This is a genomic window from Saccharopolyspora griseoalba (assembly GCF_042665275.1).
GTDB lineage: Bacteria > Actinomycetota > Actinomycetes > Mycobacteriales > Pseudonocardiaceae > Saccharopolyspora > Saccharopolyspora griseoalba.
The window spans coordinates 357,573-371,844 of sequence record NZ_JBHTCJ010000002.1; the positions used below are offsets into that span (position 1 = coordinate 357,573).

Annotated in this window: 11 protein-coding genes; 5 read left to right on the plus strand and 6 right to left on the minus strand. The window is 71.3% G+C overall.

What is annotated here, in order from left to right; genetic code table 11:
- Positions 1-75: 75 nt before the first annotated feature.
- The 3 genes from ACFQRI_RS05790 to ACFQRI_RS05800 form a co-directional block, all read right to left on the minus strand.
- A complete protein-coding gene (locus ACFQRI_RS05790; protein WP_380665218.1) occupies positions 76-1,257 on the minus strand; it encodes a THUMP-like domain-containing protein in 1,182 nt (393 codons plus the stop codon).
- Between the two features lie 72 nt (positions 1,258-1,329).
- Positions 1,330-2,112: an enoyl-CoA hydratase/isomerase family protein gene (locus ACFQRI_RS05795; protein WP_380665221.1), complete on the minus strand. Its 783-nt coding sequence runs from the start codon at positions 2,110-2,112 to the stop codon at positions 1,330-1,332.
- A 78-nt stretch (positions 2,113-2,190) separates the two neighbouring features.
- A complete protein-coding gene (locus ACFQRI_RS05800) occupies positions 2,191-3,012 on the minus strand; it encodes an ABC transporter ATP-binding protein (protein WP_380665223.1) in 822 nt (273 codons plus the stop codon).
- Positions 3,013-3,414: 402 nt separating this feature from the next.
- Here ACFQRI_RS05800 and ACFQRI_RS05805 point away from each other — a divergent pair, with 402 nt between their 5' ends.
- Entirely contained in the window at positions 3,415-4,572 is a 1,158-nt protein-coding gene (locus ACFQRI_RS05805) for a hypothetical protein (RefSeq protein WP_380665225.1), read from the plus strand.
- A gap of 59 nt (positions 4,573-4,631) precedes the next feature.
- Here ACFQRI_RS05805 and ACFQRI_RS05810 read toward each other — a convergent pair whose 3' ends face one another.
- The gene (locus ACFQRI_RS05810; protein ID WP_380665227.1) at positions 4,632-5,564 is read right to left on the minus strand and encodes an NADP-dependent oxidoreductase; all 933 of its coding nucleotides are present in this window, start codon (positions 5,562-5,564) and stop codon (positions 4,632-4,634) included.
- Between the two features lie 81 nt (positions 5,565-5,645).
- Here ACFQRI_RS05810 and ACFQRI_RS05815 point away from each other — a divergent pair, with 81 nt between their 5' ends.
- The gene (locus ACFQRI_RS05815) at positions 5,646-6,623 is read left to right on the plus strand and encodes a GlxA family transcriptional regulator (protein ID WP_380665229.1); all 978 of its coding nucleotides are present in this window, start codon (positions 5,646-5,648) and stop codon (positions 6,621-6,623) included.
- Between the two features lie 17 nt (positions 6,624-6,640).
- On the opposite strand, the gene ACFQRI_RS05820 is transcribed toward ACFQRI_RS05815, so the two are convergent.
- Entirely contained in the window at positions 6,641-7,213 is a 573-nt protein-coding gene (locus tag ACFQRI_RS05820; protein WP_380665231.1) for a TetR/AcrR family transcriptional regulator, read from the minus strand.
- A gap of 99 nt (positions 7,214-7,312) precedes the next feature.
- Between ACFQRI_RS05820 and ACFQRI_RS05825 the strand changes: the two genes are divergently transcribed.
- A complete protein-coding gene (locus ACFQRI_RS05825) occupies positions 7,313-8,482 on the plus strand; it encodes an MFS transporter (RefSeq protein WP_380665233.1) in 1,170 nt (389 codons plus the stop codon).
- Between the two features lie 9 nt (positions 8,483-8,491).
- On the opposite strand, the gene glgP is transcribed toward ACFQRI_RS05825, so the two are convergent.
- Positions 8,492-11,041, minus strand: a complete 2,550-nt coding sequence (gene glgP / locus ACFQRI_RS05830) for an alpha-glucan family phosphorylase (RefSeq protein WP_380665235.1) — start codon at positions 11,039-11,041, stop codon at positions 8,492-8,494.
- A gap of 87 nt (positions 11,042-11,128) precedes the next feature.
- Between glgP and ACFQRI_RS05835 the strand changes: the two genes are divergently transcribed.
- Positions 11,129-12,349, plus strand: a complete 1,221-nt coding sequence (locus tag ACFQRI_RS05835; protein ID WP_380665237.1) for a neutral zinc metallopeptidase — start codon at positions 11,129-11,131, stop codon at positions 12,347-12,349.
- Between the two features lie 309 nt (positions 12,350-12,658).
- A complete protein-coding gene (locus ACFQRI_RS05840) occupies positions 12,659-14,083 on the plus strand; it encodes a neutral zinc metallopeptidase (RefSeq protein WP_380665239.1) in 1,425 nt (474 codons plus the stop codon).
- Positions 14,084-14,272 lie beyond the last annotated feature (189 nt).

Here is a 14,272-nt window from a genome sequence, read left to right on the forward strand (position 1 = left end):
GGGCGGCGGCCCGGGCAGCAGGGAGGTTCCCCTCATCCCGACCGGCGACCGACGGCGACGAAGGGCCGTTCGCGCTCAGGTGCGCTCGGCCCGGCAGAGGTAGGCCATGGCCTGGTCACCGACCCGGGTGATGACCACCGTGGCGTCGCGATCGCCCTTGAGCTTGAGACGGCGCCGCAGCGCGTCCGGATCGAGGTCCACGCCGCGCAGCAGGATCTCCAGCCGGCCGATCCGGTGCTCGCGCAGCAGACCGCGCAACGCCTTCTCGTTGAACCGCCCGTGATCGACGACGCGGAACGCCCGCACACCGGGCGGGGGCTCCTGCCCGGTGAGGTAGGCGATGCGCGGGTCGAGCTGCGCCAGACCGTGCCGGGCGGCGTAGTGGCGCACCAGCCCCGCGCGCACGATCGCGCCGTCGGGGTCGACGATCCACTCCCGCACCTCGTCCACCTGGCAGTCGTCGGGCTCGGCGTCGGTGATCGAAGTCCGGATCGAGCCGTCCGCGTCGAGCACGCTGGCCCTGCGGCGCACCCCCGGTTCGGCGAGCTCGCCGAACCACAGCGCCGCCTCCCGGACCTGCCCGCGCAGCGAGACCACCTCGGCCTCGGCGTCGTCGGGCACCACGTCGAAGTCCAACCCGGGCGCGCACTTGACCACCAGGTCGCGACCGGCGTGGACCTCCAGCAGCGCGTCCAGCGGCGGGACCAGGTCGGCCGGGTTCCAGCGGCGACGACCCGCGTCGTCGCGGCGCGCGGGGTCGGCGACGACCGCGGCGTCCCGCGTGATCGGCCGCAGCGCGTCGGCCTCGGCCAGCACCACCCGGTGCCCGGCCTCGTGGAGGTTGTGCTCGGCCATCAGCAGCCGCACCCGATCGAGGTCCGATCCGGCGCAGCGGTTGGCAACCGCGGCGATCTCGGCCAGCTCGGCGCCGATCGAGCAGGTCACGTCGTGCACGTCGCGCCCGGCCAGGCGCTGCGCGCGGTGCCGCGCCACCACGCTCGCGGTGGCCTGCTGCAGCGCGTCGTCGGTGAGCAGCCAGCTCCCCGAGCCATCCAGTTTGGACCGCGCCTTGCCGCGCAGCATCGCCGTTTCCAGCGCGGCCGCCGCGTGGCGCTCGCCGGCGATCTTGCGCGCCGCGGCCACGTCGGCCATCCGCGAGGAACCGCTCAGCGAGCGCTTCTGCAGCTCGGCGACCGCGCTGGAACCGGTCGCCGAGCGCAGGAAGGCGACATCCTCGACGTCGAACGAGTACCCCACCGAGCCCCCTAGTTCTCCGGGCGCGCACCGGCGCGGGCGCGGTGGGGGTCGTTCGAGACTGCCACTTGTCGATCAGTTCCCGGTGAACTCGGCCTTGCCCGGCCCGTTCTCGATGAACGACCGCATGCCGATCTTCTGGTCCTCGGTGGCGAACGTGCCCGCGAACAGGTGCGACTCCAGCTTCAGTCCGCCCGCCAGGTCCTGGTCCAGGCCACCGTCGATCGCGGCCTTGGCCGCGGCCAGGGCGCGCGCCGCCCCACCGCTGAACTGCTCGGCCCAGCGCTTCGCCGTCGCGTAGACCCCGGCGGCGGGCACCAGCTCGTCGACCATGCCGATGCGCAGGGCTTCGTCGGCCTTCACGAAGCGGCCGGAGTAGATGATGTCCTTGGCCTTGCTCGGCCCGACCAGGCGGGCCAACCGCTGGGTACCGCCGGCACCGGGAATGGTGCCCAGCAGGATCTCCGGCTGCCCGACCTTGACGTCGTCGGCGGCGACGCGCCGATCGCAGGCGAGCGCCAGCTCGAAACCACCGCCGAGCGCGTAACCGGTCAGCGCGGCCACGGTCGGCTTCGGAATGGCGGCGACCCGGCTCATCGCGTCGGAGAGCCCGCGCTGCTCCTTGGCGGCCATGTCGTTGTAGGACATCTCGGCCATTTCCTTGATGTCCGCGCCCGCGGCGAAGACCTTCTCACCGCCGTAGACGATCACCGCGCGGATCTCCTGGCGCTCGGCCGCCTCGACGGCGACCTCGCGCAGCTCGGTTTCGATCTGCCGGTTCAACGCGTTCATCGGCGGCCGGTCCAGCCGGATCGTGCCGATCGCACCGTCCACCTCGAGCTTGACGAACTCGCCCACGCGACAACCTCCTCGTCGAACCGCACATGCCGCGGCGAGGCTATCGCGCTGCGCCACCGCCGTGCTGTGTCACCGATCTCAGGAGCGGCGCTGCGCGAAGTAGCGCTGGCCGTTCCTGCGCAGTTCGAGATCCTGGTCGAAGGTCTTGGAGAGGTTGTCCTCGGTGAGCACGTCCTCCAGCAGCCCCTGCGCCACGATCTCGCCCTCGCGCAGCAGCAGTCCGTGGGTGAATCCCGGCGGGATCTCCTCGACGTGGTGGGTGACCAGCACCGAAGCGGGGGCGTCGGGGTCGAGCGCCAAGGTGGACAAGCGGGCGACGAGGTCCTCGCGACCGCCCAGGTCCAGACCGGCGGCGGGCTCGTCGAACAGCAGCAGCTCGGGGTCGGTCATCAGGGCACGGGCGATCATGGTGCGCTTGCGCTCGCCCTCGGAGAGGGTGCCGAACTCGCGGTCGGCCAGGTGCGCCACGCCGAGGAGTTCGAGGAGCTCCTGGGCGCGGTCGGTGTCCATCTGGTCGTACTCCTCGCGCCACCGACCGAACACCGCGTAGCCGGCGCTGACCACCACGTCGCGCACCTGCTCGTCACCGGGGATCCGGTTGAGCAGCGCCCCCGAGCACAGCCCGATGCGCGGGCGGATGTCGAAGACGTTGGCCTTGCCGAGGCGCTCGCCCAGCACGTCGACGGTCCCCTCGGTGGGGTGCATCTCGGTGCTGGCCATCTTGAGCAGGGTCGTCTTCCCCGCACCGTTGGGCCCCAGCACGACCCACCGCTCGTCGAGCTCGACCGACCAGTTCACATCCGACAGCAGCGACGTCCTGCCCCTGCGGACTCCGACACCATCCAGTCGGATGACCAGGTCGTCCACATCTACCTCCCAGCCGTCTGACCGCGGCGTCACGCACCCGGTTCACCTCCGGGACCGGCCGGTCCCCTCTGGGGTCATTCTTCCCGCCCCGGCCCCGCCGGTTGCGCCGGGGAGGCCCATCCCAATCCCCCGGCAGCGTGACGACGATCCGGAGGTTCCCGCCCACCCGGAAATCGCCGTCATCGCTGGCACTCGGGTCGCGCGATCCTCGGGACACGCCCCCTCACCGCCCACCGGGCGACCGGACTCGCCGCGACTTCCGGGGACGGAAGGAAGCAGACCTTCTCACCACCCCGCCATGGCGGGTGAGCAGGGGAACCTTCCTGTCACTCGCCACGCGGCGCCGTGCGTGAAAGGTTCCCCTGCTCACAGTCGCCGCGGGCTTGCGCGGAACCGGTCCTGCGCGCGGTCGAGCTCCCGTAGGGTCCGTTGCTTGTGAGTGCGCAGAAGCTCTTCTTCCGGCCGTGGGTGCTGATCGCGGCGGGGTGCGCGGTCGTGCTGGCCGCGGTGGAAGTGGTGATCGGAACCGGCGGCACCGGGACGGCCCTGTCCTGGGTCGGTGCCGCGGCCGGCGCGGTGCTGCTACCGGTGGTCGCGCAGCTGGGCCTGCTGGCCGGTTCGGTGCTGTTCGGCTTGCGGGTCCGCCACGTGGTCGTCGGAGCGATGCGCGAGATCGGGTCGTTCAAGCGCGGCGAGGTCACCTTCACCTTCCGAGCGTTGCCCGTGACGCTGCGCGCCCAGATCGGCCCGTGGCGCTACCCCGTGATCCTGCGCTGCTGGCTGGCGGGCCTGCTCTCCGCGCTCGCCGGGTTCGCGCTCGTGGCCGGGTCGTGGCTGTTGGTGTCCGGTCCTCTCGGCCGGGGGTTCGCGCTCGCGGTGACCGGCTTGATGCTCTACAAGCTGTGGCCGCAGCGGGTTCCGCTGACCACCTCGACGGGCTGGCTGCTGTTCTCCCTGCCCCGGCTGGGCGAACCGGAGCGCTCGGAGTTCCTCGCCGCGCCGCTGGCTGCGCGCGTCTACGCGGCGCTTCGACGCGGCGAAATCGATCAGGCCGCCGCGCACGCCGACGAGTTGAGCGAGCACTACCCCGGCCTCAACGCCACGATGTCCTGCCAGGTCGCCGTCATGGAGGCGCGCGGAGACTACGCCCCGGGCGTGCTCACGCTGCTGAAGTACCTCTCCGACAACGACGTGCCACCGCGCAAGATGTCCTACCTGCTGGTGGGCATCGCCGGGCTCGGCTTCAAGGCCGTGGAGGCCGACCAGCTGCCCGCTGACACGTTGCTTCCCACCGCTCGCAAGGCGCTGCACGACGCCGTCGGCCTGGGCTACCCGGAGTTCGAGCTCAACGGGACGAACGGCCTGCTCGCCCTCCTCGACGGGGACGCCGAGACCGCAGCCCGGCTGGCTGCTAAGGGCGCGGAGTACAACCACTCGCCGCTCTCCCGCGCCGACGACTTCGTGACCCTCGCCCGCGCGCACATGGCCCGCCGCGACAACGCGGCCGCGCGCAGCGCACTGGTCCGCGCCGAGGAACTGGCGCCGTGGTCGCCGCGGGTCGCCGAAACCCGCCAACGGCTCTCGGTGAGCTGACGCGGAGAAGGGAACCTTCCTGTCGAGCGTCGACGACCGGAAGGTTCCCTCGCTCGCGATCAGTCCACGGTGAGCACGAGCTTGCCCTTGGTGCGACCGGCCTCGCCGGACTCGTGGGCCTTGGCCGCCTCCGAGAGCGGGTAGGTCGCGGCGATCTCGGCGCGCAGCTTGCCCGCCTCGACCAGTTCGCGAACCGCCCGCATGCCCGCCTGGTCGTCCTCGACGAGCATCGTTTCGGCGCGCACGCCCAGCTCCTCGGCTTCGGCGACGAGCTCCTCGCGGTCGTAGGGCAGGATCGTCACCAGGATTCCGCCCTTGCGCAGCACCTGGAGGGAACGGCTGCGGTAGTCGGCGGCGATGGTGTCGAGCGCGACGTCCACATCGCTCACGACCTCGGTGAAGTCGACCTCGGTGTAGTCGACGAGCTCGTCGGCGCCGAGCTCGCGCAGGAAGTCGTGCTTGGCCTTGGTGGCGGTGCCGATCACGTAGGCGCCCTTGGCCTTGGCGATCTGCACCGCGAGGTGCCCGACGCCGCCCGCGGCCGCGTGGATCAGCACTCGCTGACCGGACTGCAGACCAGCGGTGTCGTTGAGCGCCTGCCACGCGGTCAGCGCGGCGAGCGGGATCGCGCCGGCCTGCACGTGGTCCACGTTGGACGGCTTGGGCACGAAGGCGCGGGCCGGGCCGGTGACGAACTCGGCGTGGGCGCCGACGCCGAACGGGTAGGGCAGCATGCCGAAGACCTCGTCGCCGGGCTTGTGCAGGGTGACCCCGACGCCGATCTCCTCGACGACTCCGGAGACGTCCCAGCCCAGGACGTACGGCGGGTCGCCGAGAAAACCGCGCCCCGCGCGGTGCTTCCAATCGGTGGGGTTGACGCCGGCCGCGCGCACCCGGATCAGCACCTCCCCGGGACCGGGCTCAGGCCGTTCCAACGTGACTTCGCGAAGCACTCCGGGGTCACCGTGGACGTCCTGGCTAATGGCACGCATGGATTCACTCATGCCCCCACCCTGCCTCATGCGGACCCGTCTCGAAATGGCAGGAATGCCAACATTCGATAGGATCGTGCCATGCACCGCGTGGTCGTACTGGCGCTCGACGGCGTCTACCCCTTCGAACTGGGCATCCCGCAGCGCGTGTTCGGTAGCGCCGGGCGCCACTACGAGGTCCTCACCTGCACCGTCGACGGCGAACCGGTGCGCGCCGATGCCGACTTCGCGATCTCCGTCGAGCACGGGCCGGAGCTGCTGAGCGCCGCCGACACGGTGGTGATCCCGCCGTTCGACATGTCGCTGATCTCCCGCGAGCTCCACCCGCGGGTAACCGAGGCGCTGGAGCGAATCCGCCCGGGAACCCGCATCGTGTCGATCTGCACCGCGGCGTTCGTGCTGGCCGCGGCCGGCAAGCTCGACGGCAGGCAGGCGACCACGCACTGGCGGCTCACCGAGCAGTTCCGCGCCATGTTCCCCGCCGTGCGCCTCGATCCCGACGTGCTGTTCGTCGAGGACGGTCACCTGCTGACGTCCGCTGGCGCGGCATCGGGCATCGACGTGTGCCTGCACATGATCCGCTCGGACCACGGCAGCGACCTGGCCAATCGGGTCGCGCGGACCTGCGTGGTGCCGCCGTTCCGCGACGGAGGCCAGGCCCAGTACATCGAGCAGCCGGTTCCCGAGCCGACGGGCCAGGGCACGGCGGCGACCCGGCACTGGGCCTACGAGAACCTGCACCTGCCGCTGACGGTTGCCGAACTGGCCGAGCACGCGGGCATGAGCAACCGGACCTTCGCCCGCCGGTTCCGCGACGAAGTCGGCGCCAGCCCCGGCAAGTGGCTGACCCAGCAGCGGCTCGCCCGAGCGCGGCAGCTCCTCGAGACCAGCGACCTGACGATCGACCAGATCGCCGCGCAGGTCGGATTCGCCACCGCCGCGTCGCTGCGCCAGCACCTGCACGCCGCGATCGGCGTCTCGCCGCTGACCTACCGGCGCACCTTCCGAACCGAAGCCGTCGCGACCTCAGCCGGGGAATCTTCCTGCGACGCTGGATGACAGGAAGGTTCCCGTGCTCATTCCGGTGCGGTCAGGCGCCGGGTGGCCTCCCGGGCTGCCGCTTGCAGGTCGTCGAGGGCCGTTTCGCCGAGCAGCATGCGTCGCAGCTGCGGCACCGCCAGCGGCCAGCTGATCATGCCGAGGGTCAGCAGGGCGAGCATGCCGGGTTCGATCGAGTCGGTGACCTTGCCGCTGTATTGCGCCCGGCGGACGCTCTCGGTCTTCTCCCGGTAGTGCTCGGCGCGCTCGGAATCGGCCACCACACCGGAATCGCCGCGCTCCAGGGCCTCCCACATCAGCAGGCGCAGCACGCGGGGGTTGGCCGTGTGGTACGCCGCGAGGCGGTCGATGTAGCCGGGGAGGTCCTCGCCGTCGATGGGGACCTCTGCGGCCAGTTCGGCCATCGCGTGTTCGAGGACCGCGCTGAACAGGGCGTCCTTGCTGCCGAAGTAGGCGTAGATCAGCTGCTTGTTGGCCTCGGCCTGCTTGGCGATGCGGTCGACGCGGGCTCCGGCGATGCCGTGCTCTGCGAACTCGGCCGTGGCCGCGTGGAAGATCCGGGCCTTCGTCGCTTCGGCGTTGCGGGACACAACAGCACTGTACCGCCGCCAACCAACCATCTGGTTGACACGCGCGGCGACCGGAGCCAGAATGCAACCAACTAGTTGGTTGTTTATTTCGGAGCGTTGATGTCCACGGTCGCCCCCGCCAGCCGTCTCACCGGCGCGCTGCTGTTCGCCGCCGCGCTGTGCGCGGGAGCCACAGTCGCCAACATCTACCTGGCGCAGCCGATCATCGGCCCGATCGCCGCCGCGTTCGGCTCCTCCCCGCAGGCGGCGGGAATCGTGGTCACCGCGGGCATGCTGGGCTACTCGGCGGGCCTGCTGCTGGTCGTCCCGCTCGGCGACAGCCTCGATCGGCGCAAGATGGTCGGCGGCCTCAGCGTGCTCACCGCGCTCCTGCTGCTCGGCAGCGCAGCAGCGCCGTCGCTGCCCGTGCTGACCCTGTTCGCCGGGCTGGCCGCGGCCACCACGGTGATCCCGCAAGTGCTCATCCCGCTGGTCGCGCAGCTCGCCGAACCGGGCCAGCGCGGGATCGCCATGTCCTGGGTCCAGGCGGGCCTGCTCACCGGGATCATGGGCTCGCGGGTGTTCTCCGGCCAGCTCGCCGGGCTGGCCGGCTGGCGCTGGGTGTTCGCCGCCTCCGCGGCGCTCACCCTGATCGTCGGGCTGTGGACGATGCTCGTCATGCCGGCCGACGGGCCGCGCGGCTCGCCGAACTACCGCGCGCTGCTGCGCTCCCTGCCCGGCTACCTGCGCCGCGAACCCGCGCTGCGCCGCGCGTGCCTGCGCCACGCGGGCATCTTCGCGGCGTTCAACACGATCTGGACGACCCTCGCGCTGGTGCTGACCGCCCCGCCGCACGGGCTCACCGTCGGCGGAGCCGGACTCGTCGGCCTGCTCGGACTCATCAGCGCGGCGCTGGCACCCGTGGCCGGCAAGCTCGTCGACCAGCGCGGCCCGCGGCTGGTCGCCGCGCTCGGCCTGCTGGTGCTGGCCGCTGCGGTCCTCCTGCTGGCCGCGGGCACGAACTCCCTGGCCCTGCTGCTCGTCGGCACCGCGGCCGTGCCGATCGGCATGCAGACCTCGCAGGCCGCCAACCAGAACGCGGCCCTGACCGTGGACCCGTCCGTCGGCGGGCGGTTGAACACCGTCTTCATGCTCGCCACGTTCCTGGCCGGCGCGCTGGGCTCAGCGGTCGGCAGCTTCGCCTACGGCAGCCACGGCTGGCTCGGCGTCTGCGCGAGCGCCCTGGTCTTCCTGGGACTCAGCGCGCTCGGCCTGCGCCGGGCGCGCTGAGCCGGCAGCTCAACCGGCCAGCACGACCTTGCCCAGCTCGGCCGCACCGGACAGCAAGCGGTGGCGCGGCAGAACGCGGACGGTGTAGCCGGCGGGTCCGGCGTGCGGGAGCGTCACGGCCGCCTCGTAGCGCCCCTCGCCCATCGGCTGCATCGAGGCCGTGACGAAGTCGTGCAGGTTGTCGGAATCGTCGACCCGGCCCACCACGACCTCGACGTCCACATCGGACGGGTCCAGCCCGGCCAGGTCCACCCGCGCGCGAACCGTGACCTGCCCGCCGAGCAGCGGCGTGGCGTCGTCGATGGACATCTCGGTGTCGCCCACGCGCACCCGGTTCCAGGAGGCCTGGAGCCGGTCCCGGTAGTCGGCGATCTCGCGGGCGCCCCGGAACTCGTCGTCGGCCATCGCCCGCATCGACCGGGCCGCCGGGGTGTAGTGGCCGTCGACGTACTCGCGGATCATCCGCGAGGCCTGGACCCGAGGCCCCAGCGAAGCCAACGTGTGCCGCACCATCGACATCCACTTGCCCGGCACCCCGTCGCTGTTGCGCTCGTAGTACATCGGCGCGACGTGATCGGAGATCAGCTCGTAGAGCGCACTGGCCTCCAGGTCGTCCCGGCGATTCGGGTCCGTGACGCCCTCGGCGTTGGGAATGGCCCAGCCGTTGTGGCCGTCGTACATCTCGTCCCACCACCCGTCGCGAACCGACAGGTTCAGCACGCCGTTCAAGGCCGCCTTCATGCCAGAGGTGCCGCACGCCTCCAACGGGCGCACCGGGTTGTTCAGCCACACGTCGCAACCCGAGACCAGGTATCGCGACAGCGCCATGTCGAAGTCGGGCAGGAACACGATGCGGTGGCGCACGTCGGCCTCGTCGGCGAAGCGCACGAGACGCTGAATCATGGCCTTGCCGCCCTCGTCGGCCGGGTGCGACTTGCCCGCCACCACGATCTGCACCGGGCGCTCCGGGTCCAGCAGCAGCTCCCGCAGCCGATCGGTGTCGCGCAGCATCAGCGTGGCGCGCTTGTAGGTGGGAACCCGGCGGGCGAAACCGATGGTGAGCACTTCGGGGTCGAAAACCGAGTCGCACCAGCCCAGTTCCAGGTCCGAGGCACCGCGCTGCTGCCAGGCGATGCGCAACCGGCGGCGGACCTCGTCGACCAGGCGCTGCCGCAGCGAGCAGCGCAGCTCCCACAGCAGCGCGTCGCTGACCGGTTCCATCCCGCGAAGCCCCGCACCGCTGTCCATTTCGGACTCGCCGAGCAGCTTGCCCAGCTCGCGGGCCGACCAGGTCGGCCCGTGCACGCCGTTGGTGACCGAGCGGATCGGGATCTCCTCGACGCCGAAGTCCGGCCACAGGTTGCGGAACATCTTGCGGATCACGCGCCCGTGCAGCTCGGAAACCCCGTTGGCGCGCTGCGCGAGCCGAAGGCCCATGTGCGCCATGTTGAACATGTTGGGGTTGTCCTCGGCGCCCAACGCCAGCACGCGCTGGGTCGGCACCCCGGGCAGCAGCGGAAGCTGCGCACCGTCGTCGAAGTAGTGCCGGACCAGGTCGACCGGGAAGCGGTCGATGCCCGCCGGAACCGGGGTGTGCGTGGTGAACACCGTCCCCGCGCGCACCGCGGCCATGGCCTGGTCGAACTCCAGCCCCGGCTTGTCCTGCAGCTCGCGGATGCGCTCCAGCCCCAGGAAACCGGCGTGGCCCTCGTTGGTGTGGAACACCTCCGGCTGCGGATGACCGGTGAGCTCGCAGTAGGCGCGCACCGCCCGCATCCCGCCGATGCCGGCGAGGATGTGCTGGCGGATCTTGTGCTCGGCGTCCCCGCCGTAGAGCCGATCGGTGGTATGGCGCAGATCGTCGTCGTTGTCGGCGACATCGGTGTCGAGCAGCAGCAGCGGAACCCGCCCCACCTGAGCCTTCCACACCCGGGCGTGCAACGTCCGACCGGCGGGCATGGCCACCCGCACCTGCACCGGGCGGCCCGCTCCGTCGGAGAGCACCTCGAGCGGCAGTCCGCGCGGGTCCAGCACCGGGTAGTGCTCCACCTGCCAGCCCTCCTCCGACAGCGCTTGCCGGAAGTAGCCCGAGCGGTAGAGCAGACCGACGCCGATCAGCGGAACGCCCAGGTCGGAGGCGGCCTTGAGGTGATCGCCCGCCAGCACGCCGAGCCCGCCGGAGTAGTTCGGCAGCGCCTCGGTGAGGCCGAACTCCATCGAGAAGTAGGCGATGGAGTTCGGCAACCCCTCGCCCTCGTCGCGACGCTGCTGGTACCAGCGCGGCACCGTCAAGTAGCGGCGCAGGTCGTCGTCGACCGCGCGGGTGCGCGCCAGGAAGTCCTGATCTTCCGCGAGCTGCCGCAACCGCTCGGCGGGCACCTCGGCGAGCAACCGCAGCGGGTCGCCACCCACCGACGCCCACACCTGCGGGTCGACCGCGGAGAACAGGTCCTGGGTCGGTGGATGCCACGCCCAGCGCAGGTTGGTCGCCAACGTGCCGAGCGCACTGAGCGGCTCGGGCAGGTGAGCCCTGACGGTGAAGCGGTGGACTGCTCTCACGGGAGCGGACCATATCTCGCCTCGCGGGAACATGTGAGTCGGTGCCGAACGCCCCCGAACCGCCGCATCAATGCGAAGCTGAACGGCGTGCGCGCATACGTACTCGTCGCGATGGTGATCGGGCTCTTCCTGACTTCCTGCGCCGCTCCGCCTCCCGAGCGGCCGGGTGTGGCGGAGCGCACGGTCAACCCGTCGTTCGTGCACGGCACCGACCACGGCGGGATCGACCGGCTGGCGGCCACGGTCGTCAGCGACGCGCAGCGCTACTGGGCCCAGGCCTACCCCGCGGCCTTCGGCGGGCCGTGGCACGACCTCGACGGCGGGTTCTTCTCCGTCGACACCGCGGGCACCGGCAGCTCCCCGCCCTGCTCGTCGTCCGCCTCGGAGGTCGAGGGCAACGCGTACTACTGCCAGAGCGTCGACGCCATCGCCTGGGACCGCACAGCTCTGCTGCCGGTGCTGCGGGAGCACTACGGCGACGCGGCGGTCGCGGTGGTGCTCTCCCACGAGATCGGGCACGCGGTGCAGCAGCGCGCGGACCTCACCGGCGGCGAACCGATGCACCTGGAAGCCACCGCCGACTGCTTCGCGGGCTCGTTCATGCGCTGGGTCTCCGACGACCGGGCACCGCACCTGCGGGCGAACCCCGATCAGCTCGACGACGCCTTGCGCGCGATCACCGTCTTCCGCGACCCGGTCGGCTCCGGCGACGAGCACGGGACGGCCTTCGACCGGGTGTCGGCCTTCCAGGCCGGCTTCACCGGTGGACCTGGCGGGTGTCCGGACCTGCGCCCGAGCAGCCTGACCGAACCGGTCGAGCCCGACCCGAACGCGGCCCTGGACGCGGCGATGAACACCGCGGGCGCCGAGCGCTTCTTCGGCGAGCTGGTGACCGCCCGCGGCGCGCGGTGGACCGCACCCCGGCTCGGCGACTGCCCGAACGCCCCGCGACCGGTGTCCTACTGCGCCGCGCCGCCGCGCGTGAGCACCGACCGGGAAGCGCTGGAGGCGCTTCGCGACGGCACCGGTGATCAAGCGGTGACCACATTGGTGGCATCTCGGTACGCGGCGGCGGCGCTCGCCCAGCTCGGCCGCCCGGTCACCGGAGCTGCGGTCAACTGCCTGACCGGCGCCTACACCGCCGAGCAGGCCGACCTCTCCCCCGGCGACCTGGACGAAGCGGTCCAGGTGACGCTGAGCCCGGACGCGATCCCGCTGGACTCGCGCCGAAGCGGTCCGACGACCGCCTTCGACCGCTTCGCGGCGTTCCGCTCCGGCGCGCTCGGCGGGAGCAGCGCCTGCACCTGAGCCGCGGCGACGAGCGAGGGAACCTCTCTGCCACCCAGCCGGTTCCTCCTGCTCAGCAGCCACCGCACCAGGACTGCGGCGCGAGCGGGGGAACTTCCCCGCCACTGCGCCGGATGCGCATGGGAACCTTTCTGTCACCGCGAGTCGAGAGTGCCCCAGAGCGGGATGCGCCACCCGTTAGGCTGCGTCCTGGACTCGATCGGCGGCGACGCCGACGTCCGGGCACGAGACTTCAAGGCACCGGCAGCGAGATGGGGCGCGTCAGTGGGAGCGATGGGAAACCGACGGCGAACGCGAAAGCTGGGCGCTGTGGTCTCGGCACTCGTGTGCGTCGCTCTGGTCAGCGGGTGCGCGCAGATCGTCAGCGGAATCCCGACGACGCTGGGCAGTTACTCGACGACCGAGGTCGCCGGGCTGCCGGCCGCGAACGGACCCAGCGGCCCGAAGACCGGTGCCCCGGACGCCCCGCTGAAGGTCGACGGCACCGACAACGGCGAGATCGACGAACTCGCCCGCAACGCGATCGCCGACGTCGACGCCTACTGGGCCGAAGCCTTCCCGGAGGTGGCTTCCGGCAAGGAGTTCCAGCCGGTCAAGCGCCTGGTCTCCTACGACTCCAACGCCCCCGGGCGTCCGCTGTGCGGGAAGAACACCTCCCACCTGGTCAACGCCTTCTACTGCCCGCCAGAAGACCTCGTGGCGTGGGACCGGGGCAAGCTCCTGCCGGAGCTGGAGAGCAACTTCGGCCCGATGGCGGTCGTGACGGTCCTGGCCCACGAGATGGGGCACGCGGTGCAGAACCGCGCCGGCACCGCCAAGCCGAACGATCCGGTGATCGTGCTCGAGCAGCAGGCGGACTGCTTCACCGGCTCCTACTTCCGGCACGTCGCCGAGGGCAACTCGCAGTACTTCCGGGTGTCCACCGGGACCGGCCTCAACGAGGTCATGAGCGTGCTCAACTACATTCGCGATTCCCCGGACGTTTCCAACTTCACCGGCGGCAACGCGCACGGCACCGCCTTCGACCGGGTGTCGGCGTTCCAGTACGGGTTCAGCGAAGGACCGGAACGCTGCGCGAAGATGGACTTCGCCGACGTCACCGAGCGCACCACGCTGTTCCAGAACTGGAAGCCCGCGCAGAACGAGACCGAGCTGCCGATCGACGACAAGAGCATCGAAGCGGTGACCACGAGCCTGCACGAGGTCTTCCGCGACACCGGCGCGCCGGAACCCGAGGTCACCACCGAGCCCATCTCGTGCCGGGGCCGCCAGAAGACCGCACCGGCCGACTACTGCCCCGCGACGAACACGATCTCGCTGGACCTCTCGGCGCTGCGCGAGATCGCCCAGCCACCGTCGAAGGACAGCGACAGCACCGGGTACGGCGACTTCGCCGCCTATGCCCAGATCGCGTCACGGTACGCCTTGGCGGTGCAGCAATCGGCGGGCTTCGAGCTCGACGGCGAAGCCGCCGGGCTGCGCACGGCGTGCATGGTGGGTGCCTGGAGCGGCCTGCTGGTCGAGGACCCGATCGGCCAGCGCAACCCGGTGGGCAAGCTGCGCGTGCTGCCCGACGACATCGACGAGGGCGTCTCGGCGCTGCTCGGCGACGAGAGCCTGATCGCTGCGAACGCGCGAGGCGAGCAGGTTCCGGTCGGGTTCGCCCGGGTCGAAGCGTTCCGCGTCGGGGTGCAGGACGGCCTGTCTCCCTGCACGACGAAGTACGAGGGCTGATCACCGACCGGCTCCCGGCCGTCAGCTGCGGGTGCTCCCGGCTGCTGGCGGCCGCGGTCCGGTGCCCGCGATGTACCCCTCCGCGCCCCTCGGCGGCTGAAGGGTTCCCCTGCTGTCACCGAGCCTCGGGTGCCAGGAAGGTTCCCCCGTGCACACTTCCGGCCGCCGGTGGGCGGACGCGGTGGGGCC

Excerpts from the sequence above, each read along its gene's own strand:
- ACFQRI_RS05815 (WP_380665229.1), top strand. The coding sequence starts at position 5,646 with ATGCACCGCGTGGTCGTACTGGCGCTCGACGGCGTCTACCCCTTCGAA.
- ACFQRI_RS05810 (WP_380665227.1), bottom strand. The coding sequence starts at position 5,564 with ATGCGTGCCATTAGCCAGGACGTCCACGGTGACCCCGGAGTGCTTCGC.
- ACFQRI_RS05825 (WP_380665233.1), top strand. The coding sequence starts at position 7,313 with ATGTCCACGGTCGCCCCCGCCAGCCGTCTCACCGGCGCGCTGCTGTTC.